Genomic DNA, 25908 nt, shown 5'->3' with positions numbered 1-25908 from the left:
CTTATCCCCCTTGTCCCACTTTCTAAGCTGTTAGCACTTGCCGCAGCACATCATCCATTGCTTGTCTGTCTTGCTCGGTCAGGGAGAATGTGGTCAAGTGTCCGCCGATGCTGTTGACTTCCCAGTATTTAGCGTTGGGAATCCTTTCAGCGTCACGCTGGCATTCTTCCGGCGGAAACATGCGATCGCCAGTGAAAGCAACTACAAACATCTGTGCTTTAATGCGGCTGAGTGCGGCGGACAAGTCACCACCAGCACTGGGGTCTGCGGCGCGGGTCTTGCGCGATTGATTCACCAAATTGTTGGGGTCTTGGGGCAGCATAAAGGCTTCCCAAAAGCGAGAAACGAAGTCATCCATAGAAGCGAAGCCGATCGTCCGCCAGACTTCTTCGCCTTCACGGTAGAAGCCGAGCGGTGGTAGTGTCAGCGCCATGACGTGTGCTTGACGGCGCAATCCAGCTTGTACGGCTTGGGGATCGGTGTAGAAGCCGTTATTCCATGCCGGATCGGATAAAATCGGCTCCTCAATTGCCGTCCGCAACCACAAAAGAGTCCACGGAGAAGGCTTGGGAGCGCCCGCGATCGAAGCTGCACGCTTGACCATGTGGGGAAAGCGAACCGCCCACTCATAAGTTTGCAACGCACCAACAGACCAGCCGAGGACTAAATACAGTTCGTCGATGCCGAATTTTTCAGTGACGAGCCGATGCTGAGCGATAACATCATCTGCAATATGAGTTTGCGGGAAGGCTCCGCGATCGAATGGTGGAGCTGTGTTGCTGGGCGAGGAAGAGACACCGTTGCCTAATAACCCAGGTAAGATGATAAAGTATTTGCGCGGGTCGAGCGGACGATCTTCGCCAATATAGATTTCTAGAGCTTCTGGCGCTCCGCCCAAAAAATGTGGAAACAGAATCGCATTGTCTTTGGCTGCGTTTAATTTACCGTGGGTTTTATACGCTAGTTTGGCGTTAGAAAGGATGAATCCAGTTGATAGTTGGAAGTCACCTAAATCGAAAATTTCTGTTTGTGATTGTTCTGGCATATTTACCTCTGTTGTTTAATAAAATCTGCGACTCTTTCGCCGATCGCGACGATTGTTGTATGAGGGTTGGATGAGGGGATGGCAGGCATGATGGAAGCATCAGCGACGCGCAATCCTTCCACGCCGTAGACTTTTAGTTGCGTGTCTACAACTGCCATGCGATCGACACCCATTTTGCAAGATCCTACGTAGTGGTAGTAGGAACCGACATTGTTAATTACCCAATCTCTGAGTGCTGCTTCAGTGTTGACTTCTGGACCTGGATTGATTTCTGTCAAACCTAACTTAGTAAAGGCTTGAGTTTGATAAATCTGACGGGCTATTTTTACCATCTCGACCATGCGATCGATGTCCGATGTTTCTGCGCCATAATTGGCGTTAATCAGCGGATTAGCCATCGGATCGCTACTTGCCAAACGCACCCAGCCACGCGATAGCGGACGCACTAAACCAGGTAGCGCCAAAATGATTCTCGGATCGACTAACTGGCTGACTGGCGCAATTGGTTGATTTGTTTGCAGGCGTTGGATGACGTTACCGAAAAATGATTCGCCAAATGGGGCGCGATGCACCAAACAAATTTCTAAATCGGGAACCAGCATCGACGGTTCAGATTTCCAAAATAAGGCAACTTCGGTCATGTTGCCTTTGGGATCGGCTCCTGGTGCGGACATCATGCCCATAGGTCCGATAATCAGCGGATGGTCGTGAAAATTTTCTCCTACACCTGGTAAATCGACTACAGTAGGTATGTTGAATTGTTGCAGTTGTTCGGGATTACCAATACCTGAAAGTAGCAATAATTTTGGCGATTGAATTGCACCCGCACAAATAATCACTTCGCGATCGGCTCTGACAGTCTTTAAAACTCCGTCTTGCTGATATTCAACCCCTACACAACGATTGTTTTCTATTAATAGTTTTGTTGCTTGGGAATTGCTGCTTAAAGTAACGTTAGGACGAGCTAAAGCTGGTTCTAAATAGGCAGTTCTGACTCCAGCACGTTTACCATTTTTAATATCGACGTGATGCCAACCAACACCAAAATCCTCGGCATTAAAATCTTTGACGTAAGGATATCCTAGTTCTACACAGGCATCGATGAAAGTTTGTGAAGCTGGATTGCCTTCGTATTTGGCATCAATGATATTAATTGGACCACCTTTACCCGCAGTAGGGTTGGTGTCGTCTTCCTGATTTTCGAGTTTTTGAAAATAGGGCAGCACGTCTTTGAAAGACCAGCCAGCACAACCATTGTAAGCCCAATCATCAAAATCGGCGGCTTTACCTCTGGTATGAATCATGTGATAAATATTGGAAGTTCCGCCGATCAATTTGCCAGCCGCAGAATAGATTTGTCTGTTAGCTAATCCTGACTGGGGAACGCTCATGTAAGCCCAATCGATTTCGGTCAATAACAATTCATTCCAGCGATAGGGAACGTCAATGGCTTCCCAATTTTGAGTTCCGCCAGCTTCCAAAATTAAGACTTTGGCATCAGCAACTTCGCTCAAACGATAGGCAACGGTTGCACCTGCCGCACCCGAACCGACAATAATATAATCAAAAGTTTCTGTCACGATCGCCCCCCATTCATTAATTTTTGTTTTTAGTTTTGCTAAACTACCGAGTGGCAATAATTAAATCGGCTGCTTTTTCACCAATAGCGATGGTAGGAGCATTCGTATTTCCGCTCGTAATTGTGGGCATAATCGAAGCATCTGCAACCCGCAGTCCTTCTACTCCATAGACTTGCAGTCGAGAATTAACAACAGCATCGCGATCGCTTCCCATTTTGCAAGTCCCAACTGGATGCCAGACAGTAGAAGCAACTTGTCGAATATAGGTGCTTAATTCTGCTTTGCTGGTGACAGAAATTCCTGGGGCTAATTCTTCACCGCGAAATTCATCAAAAGCGCGAGTATTAACTAATTCTCTCGATAATTCAATTCCTCGAATTAACACCTCAAGATCGGCTTCAGATTGTAAGTAATTAGGACGCAAAACAGCTAAATCTTGAGGATTGTTAGATCTTAAAGAAACAGTTCCTCGACTTTGCGGCTGCACTAAAATTGGTGCGAAAGTAAAGCCAGGACTATCAACTCGATACTGAGGTTCTAAAAATTGTACGGGTCCAAAAAAGAATTGCAAATCGGGTGAGTTCGTACTGCGATCGATGTCGCTGCTGGTGTAAGTAAATAAACCTGCTTCGGAAAGCAGATTAGGTACGGGTTGTTCTTGCTTGCAGCTATATCCAACTCCAAATAACAAATGATCTTGCAGATTTTTGCCAACTCCAGGTAAGTCAACTACAAGGGGAATACTATGAGCTTGCAAATGTTCGGCGGCTCCAATACCGGAAAGCATTAATAATTTCGGAGATTCAAATGCACCACAACTAAGAATTACTTCCGCTTCGGCTTTAACTTGGTGAATTTTGCCGTCTTGCAGATATTCCAAGCCAATAACTCGCTGTTTAGCAAATAAAAGTCGGGTGACTTGCGCGTTAACTTCTACCGCAAAATTGGGATGTCCGAGAATTGGTCTGAGAAAAGCAACAGCCGTACTGCAACGCCGATCATCTTGCGTGCGAGTCGATTGATAGAAAAATGCGCCGTTTTCCTGTTGTGCGCCGTTGCAGTCCCAGTCATTACCCCCATAACCCAATTCCATCGCTGCTGACACGAAAGCCTGGGATACAGGTGCGGGATTGCGATAGTTAATGACGTGTAAAGGTCCCCCTACACCTCGATATTCCGAGGCTCCCCCTTCATAATCTTCCGATTTCTTGAAATAGGGTAAGATTTCTTGGTAGCTCCAACCTTCGTTGCCTAAATATTTCCAGCGATCGTAGTCGCGACGATTGCCCCGAATGTACATCATGGCATTGATTGAGGTTCCGCCACCCAAAACTTTGCCTTGCGCGATGGAGATTTGGCGATCGCCTAAACCTGGTTCTGGTTCGGTTGAGTAACCCCAATCTGCATTAGAACCCCACAGAGAAGTCATCGACTGCATATCTGTGTTGTGGATGGCTGGGTTGTTATCTGGACTGCCTGCTTCTAGTAACAAAACACTACAACCCAGATTTTTCATCAGTCGGTAGGCAATGACACAACCAGCCGCGCCAGCACCTACAATAATGTAATCAAATGTACGTTCAAAATTCATTGACTAGTCCACCTTTTTTACTGGTTTAGAAACTCATCAATCTCTTTTTGGGATAAACTATCAATGACATTGGCAGCGAGATATTCCAGATAGTATTTGCCCCACATTGTTTCCCACAAACTAAATGTCAAATCGAAATTTTCCCCTAATTTATTTGCTAAATAAATCTCAAGTCCCCAAACAGTATCGTCGAATTCTTGCTCGGTGAACTTATAGCCTGCTTGCGCTGCATATGCCAAAACTTCTAGTTTAGGAAGAGTTTTTAATTTGGTTTGCAATTCAGACTGGTGGACGAGTTTTTGTAAAAAATTAACGACTTCTATTCTTGCCATAGGATTTTGACGAGTTTAAAAACTTAGTTAAGAAACTGTTTTAGTTCTGCCTCAGAAAAAGCCTGAAATAATTCTTCAACTACATATTGCAGGCGAGACTTGCCCCACATTTTCCGCCATAAACTACTATTAGCGCCGATCGCTTCACCCATTCTCTCGATAATAATCTGAGCTTCCATGCTTCCGATGACCTCAGCTAATTCTTCATCATTAAAGCTATAGCCCAAACTTTTAGCGTGAAAAATAACTTCGGGTAAGTTCTTTTGCTCGAATTTTTCTAGCAATTTTGTATTGCTATGACAAACTCTAAAAAAATCAATTACACTTGCTTTCGACATAAATCAAATTTCCTTTAACGAAAATCCGGACCAATAATCCAGTTTTCAGCGGTCACCATACTATGAACGTAATTAGTTTCAAAAAGATGCCCAAATTCCGGTAGAATTAGATTTTCATATTCTGGCGAATTCAAAGCTTTCTCAAGAGAAGATAGATCGTCAAACCAAAGTTGCGATACACAGTCGAGAATAGACTCACCGATCGCATAAAAACTATCGCGAACGTGGCATTGAAGATAGCGTTGCAAACCTGGAATTTTCATAACTTTAGCAGCATGACCGTGCAACATAGTTTGGCGAAACTCTGCTAATGGCATTCCAGCTTTTCGCTTCACCATAATCAAAAGCTTGATGCGCTTAGAATCTCTTTGTAACGGTTCGCCTTCCATTAAAACGTGAGCTGTAGTATCTAGCCCAACCGTCCGCCAAAATGCTGCCCAGTTTGGTTCATCTCGCCGCGCTCCTTCGATAAACTCTTTAGACTGAAGCGAAGCAATTTGTTCTGCTTCATTTTCTAACCAAATTTCAGCAACACCACTAAAAAGCGGATCTACTGGCTCGGCTCCAAAAGGAATTCTGAGATCGATTAAATATCTTCTAATTTGAGGAATTTTGCTGGCATAATTTACCGCATGAATGTTAACCCAATAGTCTTGAAAATCTTTCTCACTCATCCCTGGTCTGGGATGGGCAAATATTAATTGGTGAATCATGGTGAAGAAAGGGTGCGGGGTGTAGGGTGTGGGGTGTGATGGGGAGAATTCAGAATTAATTTTGAATTTTGAATTTTGAATTTTGAATTGCTCCCCCAGCTCTCTTCTCCCTAGCCGATCGCTCCTGGGACTTCATTACTAATGACAAGATCGATCAGGAAAGGACCGTTGTGGAACAGAGCTTGAGCGATCGCGGGTTTGATCTGCTCTGGTGTTTCCACGCGCACGGCTTGTACTCCCATCGCCCGTGCTAGCTCGTCAAACCGCAGATCGGGATGACATAAATCGAAAGATGCAGGAAATTCGGCTTGCGGAAGCTGCTGTTCTTGCCAATACTGCAAAATATTCAACTTTAGAATGCGATAGCTGCGATTGTTGCAAATGACAAATTTAGCGTCGATATTGTGGTGAGCAGCCGTCCACAATGCTTGGATCGTGTACATTGCGCCACCATCACCCGAAAAACCGATCGCCGTTTTGTCGGGATGGGCAAGCTTAATCCCAATTGCACCAGGAATACCCACACCTAAAGAACCACCCCGCGTCTGAAAATAATGCCCCAGCGTCGTTGGTGGAATGTAGCGACACAGCTCTTCAGAATGAGTAATAGCCTCATCGAAGACGATCGCGTTTGGTGGTAAATGTCTGGCGAGTTCCTCAGCAAACTGTGATAAATGCAGAGGTACTATGTCATGCACAGCTTTGTCAGCTTCAAACTGTTCCGTCATGTGCTGCTTTTTCGTTTCAGCAATTTGGGCAATTCTTTGACCGACTAGCCGCTTTTGCTCGGCAGTCATTATTTTTTCTAATTCAGCACCCAATTTAGCAAGGGTCATTTTCGGATCGCTGACTATACCGAGATCTACAGGGAAATTTTTAGCAATTTCGTAAGCATTCAGATCGATATGAATGATTTTTGTATTAGGTGCAAACGCACCGGATAATGCAGGAAAGACTTCGGGGAAAACATATGTACCGCAGATCAGCACGACATCGGCTTGAGATGTAATGCGACTGCTGACTTCGCCAAACATATGACCTAGCAAGCCACCAAACAACGGATGGGTTGCACTCATATTTGGTTCCGATGAATCCGAACCCCAGACTTGAGCGCCAGTTAATTCGGCGACGCGGGTTAATTCTGCCTGAGCGTCGGAATAAGCTATACCATCGCCCACGATAATCAGTGGTTTGGATGCTGTAGCCAGCATTGACGCAGCTTTGGCGATCGCCTCCGGTTCGGGAGCAACTCGCGTAATGGGGATCGAGGTGGGAACGACTTCTTCCTCATTTGGCGCATCCAACACATCCATTGGCAGAGAGACAAAAACCGGACCCATCGGTGGCGTAGCGGCAATTTTGATCGCTCGACGCAATACCCGCAGCAGCGAACTCGGATGAACGACCCTAGTTGCCCATTTAGTGACAGGCTTTGCCATACTTACTAAGTCTGCTGCCATCTGCGCATCCATCGCATCGTATTGGATGCCAGATTCACCCGCCAGTACCACTAGCGGCGCATGACCGCGCATTGCTTGATACAACATTCCGATCCCATTACCCAGACCAACGCCACTATGCAGTTGCACGACAGTAGGCTTTTTAGTAGAGCGAGCGTAGCCATCAGCAGCCGCTACCGCGATCGTTTCTTGTAAGGCAAGAATGTATTCAAATTCTGGATAATAATCGCTGAGTGCATCGAGAAACCCCTCTTCAGATGTACCGGGGTTGCCGAACATGTAGCGGATACCATCAGCAAGTAATTGCTCGATAATTGCAAATCTACCGTTTCTTTTTTCCATGATTTTTTCCTTTTAGAGAGGGAGCAGGGAGCAGGGAGTAGGGAGCAGTGACCAGTAACCTGTAATTTCTCCCTTGTCTCCCTTGTCTCCCTTGTCTCCCTTGTCTCCCTTGTCTCCCTTGTCCTCTTCCACTACCAGCCGTACCGTCTCAATCCCTTTTCCAAAACCTCTACCAACCGCTGACCAGTTGCATAGGAGTCTGGGGTGGAACGACCTGTGACGAAGGGGTAATCGACAATGACTGAAACTTCATGCCCGACGTTACCGTGGAATTGCCCTTCTGGTCCCGTAGCATCGCGCAGAATGTACTCTAGTGGATAGAACGGAGGACCGAAGTTAATATCACCTAAGTTAGGATTGACGTTCGTTCCCATAAATCCCGTACCGTCTTTGTAGTCATATTCCAAACAATGACCTGTAACGTGCTTGCCCCAGATAATGCTTTTGCGATCGTTGATGTCGCGGGCAAAGGCAAGGCAGGGAACGCCATAACATTCGGCAGCAATGGGCTTATCCATTTGATAGAAGTTGAGGATTAAATCGTGGACTCTTTGGTTGTTGACTAAATCCACCAGAGGACCGCTACCACCAACGATTAACATCGAATCGTATTGACTTAAATCTTTGGCGCGGATTTCCTCAAGTCTGCGGTAGTAGGCTTCCATTTCCCGCAGAAATTTAGGAGAACTCCAATAAGGTCTTTCAGGTAGCCAATCTCTCAAGCTGATTGGATTATTTAAGCGGGGGTTATTGGGGTCGTCCATAGCGCGAACTTTCTCTGCCATTTCTTGAGAAACGACAGGGCGACCTAAAGGCGGATCGACGAATGTAGCATCCATGCTAGGGGTGAGGGCTACAGGTCTTTTGCCTGTTGGCGTTGCAAAGTCCACTTGATACCCAGCAGCATCGAAGGTTTCTAGGGGACCGATCAATTCTTCGCCCCAGTAACCCCATTCCGATAGAATAATCAAAATCTTTCTAGTCATTGGAACCTCTAAATTGGTAATTGATAATTGGTAATTGGTAATTGGTTGTAGGGGCGAGTTTGTTCCTAGATTTCTGTACCACACAAGTTATTTGTTAGGTAAACCCGCCCGCACATTAGTGCGTAGTTAATTCCGAATTCCGAATTCCGTAGCTTGCTTCCCCGCAGGGGTATTCCGAATTCTGCTTGATTTGAGTCGCGATCGCATCGATAAATGCGTTGACATCATGTCCTGCTCGTCCCGTCACCATGTCGCCGTCAACCACAATATTTTTGGGGTCGTTTGGCTCGGAATTAGGAGGGGGTGGTACGTAAATTGCACCTGCATTCGTGATGTCTGCTAAGACAACTTCGTGACAAATCACTCGTCGTCCTTTCAGTAACTCTGGCATTGGCGTAAGCAACCATAAGCCGTGGCACAGCAACCCTTTGATAATTTGGGGATTCGCCATTGCTTTAGCAAAGAATTGGACTGCTGGAGCAGTGCGAGTCTGTTCTGGACTGATTTGTTGTCCTTGTGGGGGTTGAAAGTAGCGCAGGCGGACGCTGGTGTAATTTGCAGCCATGATGACAGCTGCGTATTCGTTCAGATCTACGTTTTGAAAGTCGATGTTGACTTCTAGTGTTGCGAGGGATGTTTCTTGCCTGTTAATCTGGTCTGCTACTTCTACGCTATCGACATCAGCGGCAAAGCGAACGCTCTGATTTCCCCACAGCCGAGACATGAGATCGACGGTTGCACCTAGTTCGGCAAAGCGTGTTTGATATGCTTCAATCTCATAAGGAATGTACTCAGTTTCAACCAGTACAGCGATTTTCTTGCCTTCAAGCATTCTCGCGGTCATGTGTTTGCTCCTACGCGCTTAAAGGCTTTAGCTGTACAATAATTTCTGCTTCCGAACCGAGTTGAAATTCTTTTTCGCTCAGATTAATTCGGAAGTTATCGGGATCGATATCATCGCGATCGCTACCATCAATGCTGATGCGGCTAACTTGCAAGCTATTAGGTCTGACAAAATCAGGTAAGACATTAATAGAGCGCTGCCGACAATTTTTATTCGGTTTGAAGTAAAGGCAGAAAGGTTGTTTCGTGACGTAAGAACTCATATAGATGTGAGCTAAATAATTTAGCTCGAAGGCATGATAGCCAGAGATTGCATGTCCGCCTTTATTTCCATAACCACCTTGAATTACAGGCATTCCACTTTCGGTGACTCGGAAAAAGATTCCTTTGCTGTCTTGATCGAGGAAGAATAAATTCCAGAAAGCGGCTGTCTCTTGAGCAAGTTCCAGATACTTTTGCTTTTGCGTCTCATCCTCATTACTGCAACCATGCAGAATTAAGTAAGCGAGGAGAGCTTGTTCTTGTTGCCAAAAGTCTTTTGTGTTGCTCCAAGGGAATTCTAGCGAGAATCCGTTGCTAGGATGGCGCTCTACGGTATCAAAAATTCCGCCTCGGAATAGATCGACACCAATCTCAGCCATTGTCGAACCTAATTTATCAGCTAGCTTCATCAACTTATCGGCAAACTGTTTTGTTGGCTCTGCTGCTTCCGGGTTGTCAGCTATGGATTTATCAGCCGTAAAGTAGTAGTAATTGGCAACGCGAGTCAGGTTCCAGGCAATCTTGAGATTGTGTCCGATCACGGCACGATTTTGCTGCCAGCGCCAAGATTGGTCTGGTTGCCAGTTGCGGAAAAATCTTTCGTTCACAAATGGCACGCTCGAATCTGGATCGGGAAACTGCTCGATGATAATCGTACTGGTTGTGTGGAGAATCTTTTTGCAGATATTTAAAAACTTCTGAAGTTCTTCAAAGTTGCCACAAGTTCTCGGCAATGGCTCAAGAGCTAACATGAGATTGACCAAATAAGCTGGAATATGGTCGCCGATGGAATTCCAATTCTTCCTCGCTTTGTTATCACCTAACGCCTCATTATCCCAACTTAGAGTTGCATAATCGAGGTGTGAGAAGTAATCTCCAAAAGCATTCTCCCCATATTTCGATTCAAGGTCTAGATAGTAATCGTTAAAGGTGCGAATTGTTCGCTGAATATCATCCAGTACTTCCCAGTCGAGGGTAATTCGATAGTATTGAGCTAATCCAGCTAAGGCATATATTTGTTCGTAGAGCGGAATTGTGTTGAGATCGTCACCATTTTGCGAAGTCATGTACAGTTGATAGCTGTAGTCTGTCTTGCGCTTCCCAGATGCCCAAAAACAATGTTTGCCATCGCTCGTTAAGCCGCGAAAAGTTTCTCTTTGATACTGAACTCCCGCACGCGCCGCAGATAAATAGCTTTCGCATCCAGTGAGTAAGTAAGCTGAAGATAGACCGTAGATCAAACGCGATAGTGTCGAACTTTCTTGCAGTTTATCATCGGTAGGCAAACCAATAATGTTTAAATTGGTCTGATACAGTTTGAAATCATCAATTTCATAAGTCATCTTATTCGGAAATAAGAAACCTAACCAAGTATCAGCTAAACGAGCAATTTGAACTAACCACCAATGCGTTTGCTCGAACAGAAATTTGCCTTCAGGTGTGTGCAAGATATTAATAACTCGCGCGTCAAGGCGACGATGGGGATCGTCTTCTAGATATACACCTTGAACGACAACTAAGCGATCGCGTTGAATATATTTCTTGACTAACTGTGACGGATTTCTCTCGAAACCTTCTGGAGTTGGATAGCGATCGCGGTTAATTCCATCTAAATTTTGTACAAACTGAAATTGGGTTTCTCTACCTACATTGACGACGAGTTCGTCACCACTTCTGCATTTAATATGAAAGGCAGCTTCTTGCTCTCTGATTTCAGTCACGTTACCCATTAGGGTCGTACTAATTGTAAACTGTCTCATTGTTTTTTTCCTCGAATTAGGGCTGATTGCATCATCTCAACCTTCAAAAATGTAGCGATATTTCAACTTTGCGATCGATGTAATGCAGAAATCACAAACTACTATTCGCAAAATCATCAATTTTTTTCAAATCAGAGCATTAACTGAAGAAATTGTTAAGTAGAACTATGTTTTAAAGTTTCGCTCGTTTGACTACATTACATTGGTCGATCGCCCTTGATCTATTTGTTCTATGTTTACTAGTTTATGCAAGATAAACTCGAACATCAATGGACATTTTTTTTGTACAATTGGACATTTTTTATGAAAAATATGAGCAGATCGATTCGATATTTTATACTCGTAGCTTCTCTTCACTCAATCTCGCTAAAATTATGCAAGTGAAAGATTAATTTACATTCAAATCTTTGAGTGCAAATAATCAGTAGGGTGAGCGTTGCCCACCCTACTTTTGACTGTTAACTTTTGATTGTTAACTTTTATGCTAGCCGCGATACATAACTCGCCATGCCTGGGGGGTTGTGCCGTTCAGTCGTCGAAATAGGCGAATGAAATAACCCGCATCACAATAGCCAACTGCTTCGGCAATTTGAATGACAGCCAGATCGGTTTCTAAAAGCAAGCGACGAGCTTCTGTCATCCGACGTTCGACAATCCAACTTAGTACAGTCTTGCCAGTTTCTCGGCGGATCATGTCAGTGAGATAAGCAGGGGAAAGGTTAACCTCTTTAGCCACTTCTTGCAGTCCAATGGAGTTGCGATAATTAGCATCAATAAAGCACAAAACTTGTTTTACTATGGGGCGAGCTTGCGGCGAAGATTTTTTTGATTCAGGTAGTTCAGATGCAGCGAGTCTAGCAGTTTCTATCAGTAATAGAATTAACAGAGCGCGGGTTGCTTCAGTAGAACCAAATCCCCGATCGCAGAGTTCGCTTTTGAGTTGTCCCAGTAGAATTAACCAGCGCGATCGAATCTCAGTTGGAACGTAATAGTGTTTGGTTCGGGCATTTTCAGTTTGAACAAATGAGTTTAGCAGGCGATCGGGTAACATTAAGAGCATATCGGCTTCAGCACAGGTAGGGTTAAGAGCTTCGGCACTGAAACCAACAACCCACTTAGTTGCATCATCGAGTCCACTCGGATCGTGAACCTCACCAGGAGCGAGTAAAAATAGATCGCCAGGTTTAGCCCAAATAGGGCGATCGCCTATTGAATACCAACCTTCACCCTCTTCAACAAAAAAAAGTTCAAAAAATGTATGAGAGTGAGGGCGTGATAATTGTGAGTTTGAAGAGCCTGTAGAGTGAAATACTATTATCCTTTGTTGCTCGGGGGTTTGTTCGGGTAAAGTCAGAGTCCGCAGTGGAATTGCAACGCGATTAGCTAACTGCATGACAAAATATGATGTAAAGGCTACTCTACTCAATCACTACAGGCAGAGTTTACTACTTTCCAGAATTATGCTTAAATATTTGCCAAGCTTTTCTGATAATTTGTAATAGAATTCTGAAGAAAAGGAAGTAAAAAAAAAGCGTGTACGTAGTTGAAGAAGATTTAAGTAGCAATTTTTACTACTCGAAACAACTCAATTTTTTATTAGTAATTGAAATTATGCTTCTTGAGCATAATCGTCTTTTCCCATCTATATACGTGCTGTTTCCGCTGTAAACCAACTACGCTCTTATTGTGATGTTATTAAGGATTTATTGATTTTTGCGGAAAGATGAATTTTATCATACGCGATCGCTGCTCTATTTCAGTGGTTGGAATCGATTGAGAGCGGCATATATCACTATCTTTTCGAGCTTCAGTCTTCTGTTCGCATTGCAAGAGTGTCATATTGTCGCTAAAAGCGCTCGATTTCGCTCAGTCATTTCAGTTTTCAAAGCTTTGCACAACAACCACTTTCAGCCTTTCAAGCAGTTTGGCTTATTAGTATAAAATAATGCATTCACTTCTAAAAAGCTAGTAGAAGGGGACAAAAAATGACCTTTGCATGACACAATGACTAATGATTAGTCGTTAAGACTTTCCTGAAGGATCGGCAGCGTGAATTAGTTCTGGCTGATGAATCGGTGGACGCTCGATAATTTGAGCGGCTGAGGGGTGTTGTTGCTTTTCTAGCCTGCCTAACTGTACAGGGCTACCAGTTTCAATAGCGCGATCGAGGGCGCGGATAATCCGAATATCGTTTAAACCCTCAATCCCTGATGGTTCTGGATCTTTGTTTTGTAGTATGCAATCAGCAAAGTAAATTAATTCTGCGGCAAACTGATCGGTAGGTGGAAAAGTCCGTTCTTGAGTTTTGCCATCGACTGTTAAGTAATGCGTCAGCGCTCCTTGAAAGTCATAACCAGGATCTAGCCTCAAATCTCCTTTTGTACCAACGATTTGATAGCTTCCTACGGGAGCAGCACCGAAGCTACAAGTAAACGTCGCTAACCGATCTTCGGGAAACCGCAGAATCACACTGTGCATTTCTGCTACTTCCTGAAAGCGCGATTCTGGCTTGCTAGCACCCACAGCAAATACTTCAACTGGCTCATCTTGAAATATGTAACGAGCGGCATTGATGCAGTAAATGCCCATGTCGTCTAGAACGCCGCCACCCAAAGCTTTCTTGACGCGGACGTTTGCCTCTTCTACCTGCTGGGCAAACACCGAGCTAAAAAATCGCGGTTCGCCAATTAGTCCCGATTTCACGATTTCTACCGCTTGCATATTTGCAGGCTCGAAGTGCAAGCGATAGGCAATCATCAGTTTGACATCACTATCTTGGCAAGCTGCAATCATTGCCTCGCAGTCTTGCTCTGTAACCGCCATAGGTTTTTCGCAGAGTACGTGTACCCCAGCTTGTGCGGCTCGTACGGTGTATTCTCGATGCAGGTGATTGGGTAAGCCAATATAGACAGCATCAACCTCACCACTCTCAAGACAGCGATCGTACTCTGCATAAGAATAAGTTTTTTGCACCTTATATTTTTTGCCCAAATCCTCTCGCTTGGTTGGATTGTCTGAAACCAGAGCCACTAATTCAGCATTTTCAGCATTAGCAAAGGCTGGTAGTACTGCGACTTGGGAAATCCACCCCAAGCCGACTACTGCATAGCGAATTTTGCGCTGTTCGTTTGAGGCTGTCATGTGTTACTCCTGGCTTCCGTCTATATAATGCAATTGGGCGATCGCTACTTGAAGTAGATATTACTGCTCGTGCGCTCTCTACTGTCTATTTGTCAAACTATTCTTGTCAAACTATTCACAATTTTTCTCAACCACCCAACTATAGTAAAAAGCCAAACAGCTCCTTTCCTCTAGCCAATGGTGCGAATTGTTTGCCCCGCAACTCTATCTAGCGGATGAGTCTGATGTGCCTAACCACACCCCACACCCCTCTCGCCACACACCACTTTCTTAAGCGGCGATCGCCCGTTCAGGTAAGAACGGTCTGCGGAAGCGGTCTTCTAATAACAAGAACAAGATTTAATAATTAGCGACCGAGGTGTTAATTGCTACTCAAATAATATTATTTTTTAAATTCATCTATCCGATGATAGATAAGATGTTTTAGTAAGGTGGACGTTGCCCACCTTACTTTTGAATTTCACGAAGAATGTTGTGGAATTACTCTTCCACACGGATAAGTCGCGATCGGTTGTTCTGTAGCAGCATCAGCCACCGCAGCCGGAATCTTATCTGTAGGTTGAGTTTTAGCAGCTAAGTAATCGGTGCGGAGTTGTTCTAGGATCTGTTCGCGGCGATCGTATAGACGTTTCAGGGGACGCTGGGGACACTGGTTGAGAACGTATGCGGTAACGAGGGGAAGGGCGATCGTGCTGTCGGTATAACAGACAACTGTACTGGGAAGTTCTTCCGGATCGATTTTTCCCCAACTGACAGCTTCGCTGGGGGTAGCTCCAGATAAACCGCCAGTATCGGGACGCGCATCGGTAAACTGGATAAAGTAATCGTGTCCTCGTTCTTCCAACCCTAGTACTTCGTGAAGTTGGGGTTGGGTTTGCAATAAGAAGTTTTTGGGACTACCACCACCAAGGATCAACGCCGCGCTTTTCCCTTCAGATTCTCTAGCAGAATAGGCGATCGCAGCTGTCTCATTCACATCCAGCGACGGATCGAGAATTAATTTCGAGCCTTCCAAAGCCAAAGCTGCAACGTTCATGCCAATTGAACTATCTCCAGGCGAAGAAGTATAGATCGGTACGCCGCATTCATAAGCCGTCGCCAGCAAACAAGAATGCTTTACCCCAACTTGCTTTTCAACTTCACGGATGTATTTACCCAGTAAGTAGTGGAATTCTGCCGTTCCCATGCGTTTTTGGAAAGGTTCCGCTTGAAGAATCTTACGAATGAAAGCATCAGTTTCCAGCAGCACGTCATAACCAAACATAATGTCATAAATGCGAATCGTGCCTTCCTGACGCAATTTTACATCGTCTACAAACGGATTACCCTTATACAGTTCAAAACCTAACCCATAGTGCATGTCGTGATAGAGATTCGCACCAGTACTGATCGCCCAGTCGATAAAACCATGTCGAATTAGAGGCGCTAGGGCAGAAACTCCGTATCCAGCAGGGGTCATAGCTCCTGATAAGCTTAAACCTACAGTGACACCCTCGCGAAACACTTCTCGACTCAATAGTTGGCAAATTTCCCGCAATCGTGCCGAATTATATGCCGTGAAGTAATTATCGATCAGATCCACAACGCTAACATCCACCGTCATGGGTGCGGGATCGATCTTGTTGCTGGGCAGTTTTGACATTATTTCACTCCAAGTTAGAAGGGATAAGGAGGACAAGGGGACAAACCACATTGTAGAGACATTACATGTAACGTCTCTACAATGATTACCGAGTCCCGACAGAAACAGATACGCCGATCTAATCTAGCGATGTTTCACTTACTTGTTGCAATGCTTTAAGAAAGCGATCGCATGTCGATTGACTAAAACAGACAAGAATGACTTGCGAGATCGAATCATTGGTAGACAAAAAAGCCTGAACTTCGCTCACAGCAATTTGTGCGGCGCGATCGATCGGAAAGCGATACACACCCGTGCTGATAGCGGGAAAAGCAATGGTTTTAATTTCATGTTGCACTGCTAAAGTCAAGCTACTGCGATAACAACTTGCTAAAAGTTCATCCTCACCGCGATCGCCACCTTCCCACACCGGACCGACTGTATGAATCACCCACTTGGCGGGTAAGTTATACCCTTGAGTAATTTTAGCTGCACCTGTGGCACACCCCCTTAACTGACGACATTCTGCTAACAACTGGGAGCCAGCCGCGCGATGAATTGCCCCATCTACGCCACCACCACCCAACAGTGAATTATTAGCAGCATTGACGATCGCATCCACCTGCAATTGAGTAATATCACCTTGAATCACCGTAATTTTGTCTAGCATTACCCATTACCAATTACCCATTACCAATTTATTTCAACATCAAACAGCACCCAGATTTTGTTACACTTTGGCTGGATATCTTTGAGATCGATTCATGACTGCCACCCAGATCGAATCCCATTCCCTCAGCGCGATCGCTCTTTCTACTCGCGATGCCGCGCGTCAACTTGCAGTCTTATCTACTGAAGCGAAAAATCGAGCAATTGAAGCGATCGCTCAATCGTTAGAAGCCCAAGCTGAGGAAATTTTGGCAGCAAATGCGGCTGATTGCAAAGCAGCTGAAGCGGAAAAAATTGCCAAACCACTATACAATCGCCTCAAATTGGATGCAACTAAACTCAAAGATGCGATCGCGGGGGTGCGAGATGTGGGGAAATTACCCGATCCCGTCGGTGCGGTACAGATTCACCGTGAATTAGATACAGGGTTAATTCTTCAGCGAATTACTTGCCCTCTGGGAGTATTAGGTGTCATCTTTGAAGCTAGACCCGATGCAGCAATTCAAATCTCCTTATTGGCAATCAAATCAGGAAATGGTGTCATCCTTAAAGGTGGTAAGGAAGCCGTCCGATCTTGCGAGGCGATCGTCAAAGCGATCCACCACGGACTTTCTCAAACAGAAATTAACCCAGCCGTAGTCCAATTGCTGACAACCCGAGAAGAGACAATGGCGCTGTTGCGATTAGATGAATATGTCGATCTGATTATTCCCAGGGGTTCTAACTCTTTCGTGCGCTTCGTACAAGAAAACACCCGCATTCCTGTTTTAGGTCATGCAGATGGTATCTGTCACGCTTACATAGATAAAGCAGCTGATATTGCCAAGGCAGTAGAGATTACTGTTGATGCCAAAACCCATTATCCCGCTGCTTGCAATGCCATAGAAACTCTATTAGTACACCAATATATTGCCCCTGAATTTCTACCGTTAGTTGCCCGTGCATTACAAGAACGTCAAGTAGAATTGCGTGGTGACGATCGCACCCGCAAAATCATCGATGCGGCTGCGGCGACAGAAGCAGATTGGACGACGGAATACAGCGATTTGATTTTGTCAATAATGGTGGTAGATTCTCTAGAAGAAGCGATCGCCCACATTAATACCCACGGATCGCGACATACAGAGGCGATCGTCACTGAAGATCCGACAACTGCCAAAACATTTTTAGCCCAAGTCGATGCAGCAGGAGTTTATCATAACTGTTCGACTCGCTTTGCTGATGGTTTTCGCTACGGCTTTGGTGCAGAAGTTGGCATCAGCACCCACAAATTACCACCCCGTGGTCCTGTTGGTTTAGAAGGATTAGTTACATACAAATACCAGCTAACAGGCGACGGACACATCGCTGCTACCTACACGGGGACGAATGCTAAATCTTTCACCCACAAGGATTTAGGTTATACCAATTCTTTATGACTATGCCGCAGAAGATCCCCCCAACCCCCCTTATTAAGGGGGGCTATGGGCGGTTCCCCCTTGTTAAGGGGGCTAGGGGGATCGGCTCTTTGCAACAATATCTACCTTCAAACATTGATAACTACAAAAATTAGCATATGGCGCATCCTCAACGCATTCAACCCGCTGCTGGTCAAGAATCAGTCTGGGATTACCCTAGACCTCCTCGCTTGGAGGATGTTAACAAGCAGATTCAAATTATTTTCAATGGTGTAGAAATTGCCAATACTCGCCATGCCAAGCGCGTACTCGAAACCAGCCATCCTCCGGTTTACTATATCCCTCCTAGCGATATTAAAATGGAGTACCTCGTCAGAACACCCAATTCGAGTTTTTGCGAATGGAAAGGTCGAGCGGGATATTACACTATTGTTGTCGGCGACAAACAGGCTGAGAATGTAGCTTGGTTTTATCCCGACCCAACGCCAAGTTTTGCCACGATTAAGGATTATGTAGCTTTTTATGCCCATGTCATGGATGCTTGCTATGTCGATGGGGAAAAAGTACAGCCTCAACCAGGTAACTTTTATGGCGGCTGGATTACGAACGATATTGTTGGACCATTTAAAGGCGTTCCTGGTAGTTGGGGTTGGTAATTTGTCGAGCGTCCGCTAGAACTGAATCATCGGTGAGGCAGCCAATACCGTAGCCCCAATTCACATAGAATCCAAACCGAGGTACTTCGTGGTACAAAGCTTTCGCCTAGTTCCTAACCAACCAAAAAGTGGTCTAATTCAAGTTGCCTCTAACATTTGGACAATTGAGGCAAAGGAGTGCGTCTGCTTCCGTCCTCCGATGCAGCCCCGCTATCCCTATACGCATCGTTCAGTTGTTATCCGCCTCGACGAGGATAGCCTTTTCATTCTTTCTCCAATTCAACTCAATCCCGATATCCGTGCCGATGTTGATACGCTTGGGGTTGTAAGATACCTCGTCTCACCCAATCACCTACACCACCTATACCTGGGAGACTGGAGCCAAGCGTATCCTGATGCCAAACTCTATGCATCACCACGACTAGCTCTAAAGCGCAAGGACTTAACCTTCTACAAAACGTTATCTACAAATACGCCTGAACCCGAATGGGCTGGTCAGATCGAGCAGTGCATTTTTGGATCGGGGAACGGATGGTTTGATGAGATTGTCTTTTTCCATCTAGCATCACGCACCATAATCTTTACCGATCTGGTCATGGACTTCGATCCATCGACCTTTTCATTTATTTCGCGCATTACCACTCGGTGGAACCAAATGTATCAGCATACGCCGCGTGGCGTGCAGTACGCACACATCTTTGACAGAGCATCTTTGCGTAATTCTCTTCAGACCGTTCGTGCTTGGGAGCCTGAACGTGCAATAGTTGCTCACAGCCCCTGGTTGTGTGTAGAGGGAAAGGAACAGGTTGCAAACTTCTTAGAATCAGCCTTCGACTGGCTTGTTCCGCAGTCTCCCATTGTTGAAGGCGTGATGGCTATGGCGCGGTTTTCAACACTTCTATTAGTTATCTTACCAATTCACGCAATAATTGTGTTGACTGCCGATCTCATCTATCCACGACTTATAAAACAGGATAGAAGTACATAAACTCTTCTTACCGATACACAGTTGTACAGCAGCCTAACGTTATCGTTCTGGCAAATATTTTTAATTCGATCGCCCTTTTAGAAATGAGTTGCAAAACTGTTGACGCGATCGCAACTTAAGGTAAAGTTAAATTCATCTTTCTCCAGTGATTTCTACACTTGGCGCTTTAAAATTTTTAACCTAATTGTTTAGCTAGTATTGCTAGCATCTAAAATGTTTGTGCTTGGAAATATTTACGCTCAGCCAATCGTGGTGAGGTTTCCTATGTCCGAGTTGGAAATCGACGCAAGCAGAGAAGAAAGAATCGACATGGAAGTCGTCGTTGATGCCTATGACGAAGAGGAACGGCGACTAGGTTGGTATTACTATCTCGATAAGAAAGTTAAGTTTCCTTTCAACGCCATTTGGATTTCAGAAGAGCGATCGATTGATTCGGAAGATGAAGTAGAAATCGAAGGTGAAGAAGTCGAAGTTATCGGAATGGCATCGGAAGAAGAATGCCAAGACGATATGTATGTAGAAATTGTTTATCAAGAAGAGGGTACGGAAGATACTTTTGCCGTACCTTTATATGATGTCGTACCAATGGAAGTTGATGACGACACGTTAGAAGCGATCGAAGATTGGTACTATTGGGTCGAGCGCGGCTATGAGTGGTAATTGAGGGAGTAGGGAGCAGTTATCAGTGACCAGTGACCAGTGACCAGCGATCGCGACCAGTTATATTTCTCCCTTGTCCCCCTTGTCCCCCTTGTCCCCTATTTATTCCCGTAATAAAAAGCGACTTCCTTATCCTTAAGTGGAGCAAAACCAGCGTCGAGTAACATTTGGTTGAGTTCCGCTTGGGGGATGTGCTTCGCACCGATGCGCACGATCCGCGATCGCATCGTATTTGACACGCCACTGCGCTGTCTTCCTGCTTCTAGCGCCATGACTTGATGGTAAAGTTCCAACTTGACAGGAGGAATAGGGGAGCCGTCTAAATCAATTCCAGCCGCGATCGCGCGATCGACGGCATCTGCTCCCAAAGTGTTATCTAGTGACGTTTCCGCAGACATGGCTATATGAGAAGATCTACGGATGCATTCTACCAAGAGAGATTGGCAAAATCAAAACAAAAAGCATCCACAAAATTTTTCTGTTACAAATAGAAAAATTTCTGCTCGGATTGCGCGCGATGCGAAGCTATCCCGAAGGGAATCGCCTACTTGTCACTCTCAACATTTTCGATCTAACCTCAAGCCAGCCACTCACAAGCGCCACTATGTCAGACTCTCTCAAACCCAACTCCAACGACCGTTCGTTGCAAAGAGCATTTACTAACAGGATTGTAGACGAGTATTTTGACCATACTGAAAGTTGGTTGCGGGCAATTTTGCGCATGTCTGTCTTTTCTCTGACTTACATTGACGGACACTCAGCCATGCTAATTGAATGCCCCAACCAGGCTGTAGCTAGGCGGCTCAGTCGCAAAACAACCCCTCTACAACAAGTAGTATCTTACATCAGTAGCAGCTACCCATATAGCCACCGCGTCTTGATTTGCTACCAAGAAGCAGAACAGTTGAGCTGGCGCTGTTTTGACACGAATACCAATACGTGGAAGAGTTGGGAGAGCTTGCAAACACCTACTGCAACCAGTGACCAGTGAACAGTTATCAGTTGTCGTCGGGGAGGACAGTTGCGTGCGGGGGTATCCCCCGTTGAGCAAACTGTCCGTGCGGGTGCGCGCAAGCAGATTCACGGGCTTTAGCCATAATCTTCGCTTCATACCCACCCGTACAGTTATCAGTTATCAGTTGTCAGTTGTCCCTCGTTGTGTTGCCAAACCAGCCAGTAACGCACCTACAACTTCGCCAACCCAAAATCCAGTCGTACTACCTTGCCAGAGCGCTCCTGGGATCGCCCAAGCTTGACAAATTTCCTTGCCTCCCCACTGGAATTGTTGACAGTTTTGCTGGTGTACCCATGCACTAATTTGCCCACCAGCGATCGCACCAAAACATCCCGCTGCCAACGCTACAAAGGTGCAAACCAACATTCTTTTTTTATTTGTCATTGGTCATTGGTCATTGGTCATTTGTAAATGCGATCGCCAACTCCCAACTCCCAACTACCAATCAACCAGTATTCCTCATCCCGGCAGCAATCCCATTGATAGTTAACAACGCACCGCGCAATAATTCGCCTTTGCTGTGACGGGAATCAATAATGCCTGTCGTACTGGGATTGCTGTATTGCCGCAGTCGCTTCAGCAATGAAACCTGCAAAAATCCTAACGGTACAATCGTGGCGCTTCGCAACTGTACGGACTGCTGTAGGACTGGATCGCCATCGAGCAGGCGTTTATGACCTGTAATACTCAGTACTAAGTCAGTTGTGAGGTGAAACTCTTGCAAAATTTGCTCGAATAGCCGCTCAAATCGTTCTAAGTCTTGGGGTTTCGATAACTCCTTGACGTAGTGATGAGCGATTTGCATGTCTACTTTTGCCAGCGTCATCTCTACTTTAGAAATTGCCATTTTGAAGAAGGGCCACTTCATGTAGAAATAACGTAACAATTTGAGGTGTTGCTCGGGTTCCTCGTTTAAAAATTCCTGCAAAGCTGCGCCAACACCATACCAAGCAGGTAAGAGAAAACGGCTTTGCGTCCAACTAAACACCCAAGGAATTGCCCGCAAACCACTTAAATCTTTTTTTCCGCCTTGTCGTCGGGCGGGACGAGAGCTGATTTGCAACTGGCTGATCTCGTCAATCGGAGTTACTTGGTGGAAAAAGTCAATGAAATCTGGTTGCTCGTAGATCAGGGCGCGATAATGTTGCCGCGATCGCGCTGCTAGCTCTTCTAATATTTCATTCCACGGTTGAATATTATCAAATCCCGTGCGTAGCAAGCTAGCCTGAATCACGGCAGTCGAAATCGTTTCCAAATTGTAAAGCGCCAACTCTGGCAGCGAGTATTTAGAGGCTAAAACTTCACCTTGTTCGGTAATCTTAATTCTGCCATTAATACTATGTCCGGGTTGAGCCAAAATTGCCTCGTATGCAGGACCACCACCGCGTCCTACTGAGCCACCGCGTCCGTGAAAAATTCTCAAATCGACTCCATGCTGTTCGGCAACTTGTTGGAGTGCTTTTTGCGCTTTGTGAATTTCCCAATTGCTGCTGAGAAACCCAGAATCCTTGTTGCTATCTGAGTAACCCAACATCACCTCTTGTAAGTGAGGAGTCAGTGGAGAGTGGCTAGTGGCTAGTGGCTGGTGACTAGAATTGCTTCCTTGTCTCTTTGTCTCCTTGTCTCCTTGCCCCCCTTGTCCCACCGACTCCCGACTCCCGACTCCCGACTCTCGTTTTATCGCTTCATACCCTCCCGCTAACAAAGCGCGATAAAACTTCAGCTCGAATAGCTGTTGCATGATGCTGGGGGCGCGTTGCAAGTCTTCTACCGTCTCAAATAGAGGTACAACTTGGATCGTGCCGATTCCTGTTGCTGGATCGTAGAGTCCAGCTTCTTTAGCTAGTAACAGCACCTCTAGCAAATCGCTCAGATCGCGGCTCATGCTGATAATGTAAGTCTGGCAAACCTGCACGCCAAACTCTTGCTGTAACAAACGCACGACACGCAAAGTTTCGATCGCTTCGTTGGTTTTTTCACTAAAAGGTAGTTCGGCGGGAATCAACGGACGACGAGTCTGCAATTCTCCCGACAACCACTTGACTCTTTCTGCTTCTGACAATTCGTTATATGACTGAGGCAGAATTTGTAGATATTCCAACACTTCATTAAAAGCATGGGCGTGGCGAGAAGATTCTTGGCGAATATCGAGGTGAGCTAGGTTAAAGTCATAAATTTCCACCTGGCAGATCAGACTGTCCAGTTCTCGGCAGTTTAAGCCTGTCTCTGACAAGTTGCGTTGAATGAGTCGTAATTCTGCGAGAAAGTCAAGCCCAGATTTATAGACTGCCGTAGTAACGTTCTCTTCTTGAATTTCTTGCTTGCGCAGATTCTTGTTGTACAGGCGCGCGTTACGCTCGAATGTATTCTCTAGTCGCTTCAAAATGTAGGCAAGCTTGAGTCGATACGGTTCTTGACGATACCGCAGGGCAAGTGCTTCATACACTTCGTTCATCTGCAACCGATCCTGCTCCAGAGATTCTAATAAATCTGGCAGGACATCGCTCCAGTGCAGCGATATACTCAACAAGTTCGTCAGCCGCTTGACTGAATGAATGTATTTTTCCAATACCAGCTGGCGCTGATAGCAAGCTGTTTGCCACGTAACTTGGGGTGTCACTGAGGGGTTGCCATCCCGATCCGATCCCACCCAAGAACCAAATTTGCAAAAGTTATTACTAGGCGGACGCAAGCGGGGAAAGGCAGCTGCCAGAGCGTGTTTAAATCTGTGATTCAGCAAGGGAATTTGCTCGAACAGAACTTCTTTGAAGTAGTGCAGGGCGTACTCTACCTCATCTAACACTGCTGGCTTAAACTGGTGTAACTCGTCAGTGCGCCACCAGAGGCGAATTTCTTCTGTGAGCTGTTCCCGCAGGGCTTCTGCTTCCCAAGGATTAGCACCTTCAATACTGCCCGTACTTTCCTCAATCCGATCGAGCTGTTGCAGTAGCTTGGCTAAGCGTCTTTGCTTGTCCCGAATTGTAGAGCGCACGATCTCAGTTGGGTGCGCCGTGAAAACTAATCTGACATCTAACTGGTCGATCAACCGTTGGATGTGTTGCGGCGGTACGTTCATCTGCCGTAGATGGGGAAACAAGGTGTGGAAAGTCCCTTGTTTTTGCTGTTGCTGGGTAGCGTGCCAGTTTTTTTCTAACAGCTCTACGCCAGGATCTCGATTTACATCTGCTGTTTGATGTCCGTTAATTGTGGAGGTGGGTTGTGGCGTTTGATGTAGCTGCTTAGCTGCTTTTTGATGCAAAGCGCGACTGATACTCAGCTGTTGGCGTTGCTCGTAGTGCTGCTCGACAATGTTAATTAACTGAAAATAGAGTGCAAAGGCACGCGCAGCGCGAATTGCTTCGTTCAATTCTAACTGAGAGATTAATTGTACGACTTCCGCTATTTGCTCGTCGATCGCTTGTCCTTCTGACGAGCATAAATCGCGTAATTGCGCCAAGAGATTTACTAATTCTTGACCGCATTCTTGTTTCAGAACAGACTCCCACAACTCCTCTACTGTTTGCAGGCGTTGCCTCAAAAACAAATCAAAGGGAGAGGTGCTGATAGTCAAAGCTTCATCATGGGAGTGGAGGAGCGAAGTCATAGGGTCTGTTCGAGTAGAGCCAGGAACAATTAATAATTGTAGAGTTGAATGCTGTCCTAATTCGTTGTCGAAGCGACAATCTTTATCTTTAATCGAAATCCTGACGAATTAGGCACGATGCAAATTATGCGTCACTAGGTTCTGATGTCGTTTCTGCTTCTGGAAATGGCAAAACTGGCAAGCGATCGCCACGAAATACTTCTTCACTGGCTTGCCCAATAGCTGTGACTGCCTGAGCTACAGCTTTACCTCCAACTAGCCCAAGTAGTAGAGAGCCAGTACCGAGCTGCAATAGGAAATTGTTGGGAATTGAAAAAAATAATACTTTTACGCCTGCAGTTTCTTTGAGGTTGGAATTGGAAGTAGGCATCTAAACCTCGATTGGAGTGAGTCTTTACCTCTATTTTAGGAGGCGCGATCGCGCAAATTACAACTGTTTAAGTCACTTGCTAGGGCTGCTGAAATCTAAATTTTTTTCATCCCCCTTTAGAAATATACCTTATTACATTCAAATATTTCCCCACTGAGGATTTTTCAAATTTATACTACTTTGAACCAACTATTTACCTACCAATTCTGCTTGACAAAGCAGCGACTGCCCTCACTTCAGTTGCTGCGATCGCTATAAATTTATTGCGAATATTACTTACAGACAGAAATTTTCCTCTTCAAATATAACTTTTTTTTATATATGCCTTGCTTTAATATTACTTAATAGAATTAGCAGTATGTGAAATTTTTGCTGAAGTTGTGTAAAGATATATTTACAGGCAACCAAGTACGGAGCCTGATTCATACCAAAGCAAGCAACATTCCTGTTGTTTAATTAGCAATACATAGAACCATGACAACCACATTACAAAGACGCGAAAGCGCTTCCTTGTGGGAACAGTTTTGTAACTGGGT

The 25908-nt window shown here is 45.3% G+C and carries 23 protein-coding genes; 5 read left to right on the top strand and 18 right to left on the bottom strand.

Translation table 11 applies throughout. From position 1 onward, the window contains the following. Positions 1 to 22: 22 nt before the first annotated feature. From C7Y66_RS20915 to C7Y66_RS20850, 14 genes are all read right to left on the bottom strand, one after another. Positions 23 to 1045 (bottom strand): alpha/beta fold hydrolase, encoded by a 1023-nt coding sequence (locus tag C7Y66_RS20915; RefSeq protein ID WP_106547074.1) that lies wholly within the window; start codon positions 1043 to 1045, stop codon positions 23 to 25. Between the two features lie 2 nt (positions 1046 to 1047). Further along, the gene (locus C7Y66_RS20910; RefSeq protein ID WP_233222776.1) at positions 1048 to 2682 is read right to left on the bottom strand and encodes a GMC family oxidoreductase; all 1635 of its coding nucleotides are present in this window, start codon (positions 2680 to 2682) and stop codon (positions 1048 to 1050) included. Further along, positions 2669 to 4216 carry a GMC family oxidoreductase gene (locus tag C7Y66_RS20905; protein WP_106547073.1) on the bottom strand — a complete coding sequence of 516 codons (1548 nt, stop codon included), beginning with the start codon at positions 4214 to 4216 and terminating at the stop codon, positions 2669 to 2671. The genes C7Y66_RS20910 and C7Y66_RS20905 overlap by 14 nt, the downstream gene beginning before the upstream one ends. 17 nt (positions 4217 to 4233) lie before the next feature. Further along, positions 4234 to 4548, bottom strand: a complete 315-nt coding sequence (locus C7Y66_RS20900; RefSeq protein ID WP_106547072.1) for a Nif11-like leader peptide family natural product precursor — start codon at positions 4546 to 4548, stop codon at positions 4234 to 4236. 23 nt (positions 4549 to 4571) lie between these two features. Next, complete coding sequence (locus C7Y66_RS20895; RefSeq protein ID WP_106547071.1) at positions 4572 to 4886, bottom strand: hypothetical protein; 315 nt, start codon at positions 4884 to 4886, stop codon at positions 4572 to 4574. A 14-nt stretch (positions 4887 to 4900) separates the two neighbouring features. Then, complete coding sequence (locus C7Y66_RS20890; RefSeq protein WP_106547070.1) at positions 4901 to 5599, bottom strand: EthD domain-containing protein; 699 nt, start codon at positions 5597 to 5599, stop codon at positions 4901 to 4903. Positions 5600 to 5709: 110 nt separating this feature from the next. Beyond that, a complete protein-coding gene (locus C7Y66_RS20885; RefSeq protein WP_106547069.1) occupies positions 5710 to 7401 on the bottom strand; it encodes a thiamine pyrophosphate-binding protein in 1692 nt (563 codons plus the stop codon). A gap of 131 nt (positions 7402 to 7532) precedes the next feature. Further along, on the bottom strand, positions 7533 to 8387 hold the full coding sequence (locus C7Y66_RS20880; protein ID WP_106547076.1) for a type 1 glutamine amidotransferase domain-containing protein: 855 nt from the start codon (positions 8385 to 8387) through the stop codon (positions 7533 to 7535). 115 nt (positions 8388 to 8502) lie between these two features. Further along, positions 8503 to 9231 (bottom strand): DJ-1/PfpI family protein, encoded by a 729-nt coding sequence (locus C7Y66_RS20875; RefSeq protein WP_106547068.1) that lies wholly within the window; start codon positions 9229 to 9231, stop codon positions 8503 to 8505. 10 nt (positions 9232 to 9241) lie between these two features. Next, positions 9242 to 11251, bottom strand: a complete 2010-nt coding sequence (locus tag C7Y66_RS20870; RefSeq protein ID WP_106547067.1) for an AGE family epimerase/isomerase — start codon at positions 11249 to 11251, stop codon at positions 9242 to 9244. A gap of 484 nt (positions 11252 to 11735) precedes the next feature. Then, on the bottom strand, positions 11736 to 12644 hold the full coding sequence (locus C7Y66_RS20865; protein WP_106547066.1) for an AraC family transcriptional regulator: 909 nt from the start codon (positions 12642 to 12644) through the stop codon (positions 11736 to 11738). Positions 12645 to 13273: 629 nt separating this feature from the next. Further along, positions 13274 to 14392, bottom strand: coding sequence for a Gfo/Idh/MocA family protein (locus tag C7Y66_RS20860; protein WP_106547065.1), 1119 nt, complete (start codon positions 14390 to 14392; stop codon positions 13274 to 13276). A 460-nt stretch (positions 14393 to 14852) separates the two neighbouring features. Further along, entirely contained in the window at positions 14853 to 16034 is a 1182-nt protein-coding gene (gene speY / locus C7Y66_RS20855; protein WP_106547064.1) for a deoxyhypusine synthase, read from the bottom strand. A gap of 118 nt (positions 16035 to 16152) precedes the next feature. Further along, the gene (locus C7Y66_RS20850; protein WP_106547063.1) at positions 16153 to 16683 is read right to left on the bottom strand and encodes an O-acetyl-ADP-ribose deacetylase; all 531 of its coding nucleotides are present in this window, start codon (positions 16681 to 16683) and stop codon (positions 16153 to 16155) included. Positions 16684 to 16777: 94 nt separating this feature from the next. Between C7Y66_RS20850 and C7Y66_RS20845 the strand changes: the two genes are divergently transcribed. The 4 genes from C7Y66_RS20845 to C7Y66_RS20830 all read left to right on the top strand — a co-directional run bounded on the left by C7Y66_RS20845 (position 16778) and on the right by C7Y66_RS20830 (position 20383). After that, positions 16778 to 18100, top strand: a complete 1323-nt coding sequence (locus C7Y66_RS20845; RefSeq protein ID WP_106547062.1) for a glutamate-5-semialdehyde dehydrogenase — start codon at positions 16778 to 16780, stop codon at positions 18098 to 18100. A gap of 137 nt (positions 18101 to 18237) precedes the next feature. Further along, complete coding sequence (locus tag C7Y66_RS20840; protein WP_106169610.1) at positions 18238 to 18735, top strand: DUF427 domain-containing protein; 498 nt, start codon at positions 18238 to 18240, stop codon at positions 18733 to 18735. A gap of 88 nt (positions 18736 to 18823) precedes the next feature. Continuing rightward, entirely contained in the window at positions 18824 to 19723 is a 900-nt protein-coding gene (locus C7Y66_RS20835) for a DUF4336 domain-containing protein (RefSeq protein ID WP_106547061.1), read from the top strand. A 264-nt stretch (positions 19724 to 19987) separates the two neighbouring features. After that, entirely contained in the window at positions 19988 to 20383 is a 396-nt protein-coding gene (locus tag C7Y66_RS20830; RefSeq protein WP_106547060.1) for a calcium-binding protein, read from the top strand. A 98-nt stretch (positions 20384 to 20481) separates the two neighbouring features. On the opposite strand, the gene C7Y66_RS20825 is transcribed toward C7Y66_RS20830, so the two are convergent. Next, a complete protein-coding gene (locus C7Y66_RS20825; protein ID WP_106547059.1) occupies positions 20482 to 20781 on the bottom strand; it encodes a DUF4090 family protein in 300 nt (99 codons plus the stop codon). 206 nt (positions 20782 to 20987) lie between these two features. Here C7Y66_RS20825 and C7Y66_RS20820 point away from each other — a divergent pair, with 206 nt between their 5' ends. Next, the gene (locus tag C7Y66_RS20820; RefSeq protein ID WP_106547075.1) at positions 20988 to 21374 is read left to right on the top strand and encodes a hypothetical protein; all 387 of its coding nucleotides are present in this window, start codon (positions 20988 to 20990) and stop codon (positions 21372 to 21374) included. Between the two features lie 144 nt (positions 21375 to 21518). Here the strand turns inward: C7Y66_RS20820 and C7Y66_RS20815 are convergent, their stop codons facing one another. From C7Y66_RS20815 to C7Y66_RS20805, 3 genes are all read right to left on the bottom strand, one after another. Further along, the gene (locus C7Y66_RS20815) at positions 21519 to 21782 is read right to left on the bottom strand and encodes a hypothetical protein (RefSeq protein ID WP_233222775.1); all 264 of its coding nucleotides are present in this window, start codon (positions 21780 to 21782) and stop codon (positions 21519 to 21521) included. Between the two features lie 61 nt (positions 21783 to 21843). After that, positions 21844 to 25002 (bottom strand): phosphoenolpyruvate carboxylase, encoded by a 3159-nt coding sequence (locus C7Y66_RS20810; protein ID WP_106547057.1) that lies wholly within the window; start codon positions 25000 to 25002, stop codon positions 21844 to 21846. A gap of 124 nt (positions 25003 to 25126) precedes the next feature. Next, on the bottom strand, positions 25127 to 25372 hold the full coding sequence (locus tag C7Y66_RS20805; RefSeq protein ID WP_106547056.1) for a hypothetical protein: 246 nt from the start codon (positions 25370 to 25372) through the stop codon (positions 25127 to 25129). Positions 25373 to 25908 lie beyond the last annotated feature (536 nt).

Origin of the sequence: Chroococcidiopsis sp. CCALA 051 (genome assembly GCF_003015105.1) — a bacterium.
GTDB classification, from domain to species: domain Bacteria; phylum Cyanobacteriota; class Cyanobacteriia; order Cyanobacteriales; family Chroococcidiopsidaceae; genus Chroococcidiopsis; species Chroococcidiopsis thermalis.
The sequence above is the reverse complement of the archived record's forward strand: the minus strand, read 5'-3'. Positions and strand labels throughout refer to the sequence as shown.

Coding starts and splice junctions, on each gene's coding strand:
- C7Y66_RS20840 (WP_106169610.1), top strand. CDS start 18,238: ATGGCGCATCCTCAACGCATTCAACCCGCTGCTGGTCAAGAATCAGTC.
- C7Y66_RS20830 (WP_106547060.1), top strand. CDS start 19,988: ATGTCCGAGTTGGAAATCGACGCAAGCAGAGAAGAAAGAATCGACATG.
- C7Y66_RS20810 (WP_106547057.1), bottom strand. CDS start 25,002: ATGACTTCGCTCCTCCACTCCCATGATGAAGCTTTGACTATCAGCACC.
- speY (WP_106547064.1), bottom strand. CDS start 16,034: ATGTCAAAACTGCCCAGCAACAAGATCGATCCCGCACCCATGACGGTG.
- C7Y66_RS20915 (WP_106547074.1), bottom strand. CDS start 1,045: ATGCCAGAACAATCACAAACAGAAATTTTCGATTTAGGTGACTTCCAA.
- C7Y66_RS20900 (WP_106547072.1), bottom strand. CDS start 4,548: ATGGCAAGAATAGAAGTCGTTAATTTTTTACAAAAACTCGTCCACCAG.
- C7Y66_RS20870 (WP_106547067.1), bottom strand. CDS start 11,251: ATGAGACAGTTTACAATTAGTACGACCCTAATGGGTAACGTGACTGAA.
- C7Y66_RS20880 (WP_106547076.1), bottom strand. CDS start 8,387: ATGACTAGAAAGATTTTGATTATTCTATCGGAATGGGGTTACTGGGGC.
- C7Y66_RS20825 (WP_106547059.1), bottom strand. CDS start 20,781: ATGTCTGCGGAAACGTCACTAGATAACACTTTGGGAGCAGATGCCGTC.
- C7Y66_RS20805 (WP_106547056.1), bottom strand. CDS start 25,372: ATGCCTACTTCCAATTCCAACCTCAAAGAAACTGCAGGCGTAAAAGTA.
- C7Y66_RS20815 (WP_233222775.1), bottom strand. CDS start 21,782: ATGACAAATAAAAAAAGAATGTTGGTTTGCACCTTTGTAGCGTTGGCA.
- C7Y66_RS20895 (WP_106547071.1), bottom strand. CDS start 4,886: ATGTCGAAAGCAAGTGTAATTGATTTTTTTAGAGTTTGTCATAGCAAT.
- C7Y66_RS20865 (WP_106547066.1), bottom strand. CDS start 12,644: ATGCAGTTAGCTAATCGCGTTGCAATTCCACTGCGGACTCTGACTTTA.
- C7Y66_RS20845 (WP_106547062.1), top strand. CDS start 16,778: ATGACTGCCACCCAGATCGAATCCCATTCCCTCAGCGCGATCGCTCTT.
- C7Y66_RS20885 (WP_106547069.1), bottom strand. CDS start 7,401: ATGGAAAAAAGAAACGGTAGATTTGCAATTATCGAGCAATTACTTGCT.
- C7Y66_RS20875 (WP_106547068.1), bottom strand. CDS start 9,231: ATGACCGCGAGAATGCTTGAAGGCAAGAAAATCGCTGTACTGGTTGAA.
- C7Y66_RS20820 (WP_106547075.1), top strand. CDS start 20,988: ATGTCAGACTCTCTCAAACCCAACTCCAACGACCGTTCGTTGCAAAGA.
- C7Y66_RS20905 (WP_106547073.1), bottom strand. CDS start 4,216: ATGAATTTTGAACGTACATTTGATTACATTATTGTAGGTGCTGGCGCG.
- C7Y66_RS20860 (WP_106547065.1), bottom strand. CDS start 14,392: ATGACAGCCTCAAACGAACAGCGCAAAATTCGCTATGCAGTAGTCGGC.
- C7Y66_RS20850 (WP_106547063.1), bottom strand. CDS start 16,683: ATGCTAGACAAAATTACGGTGATTCAAGGTGATATTACTCAATTGCAG.
- C7Y66_RS20890 (WP_106547070.1), bottom strand. CDS start 5,599: ATGATTCACCAATTAATATTTGCCCATCCCAGACCAGGGATGAGTGAG.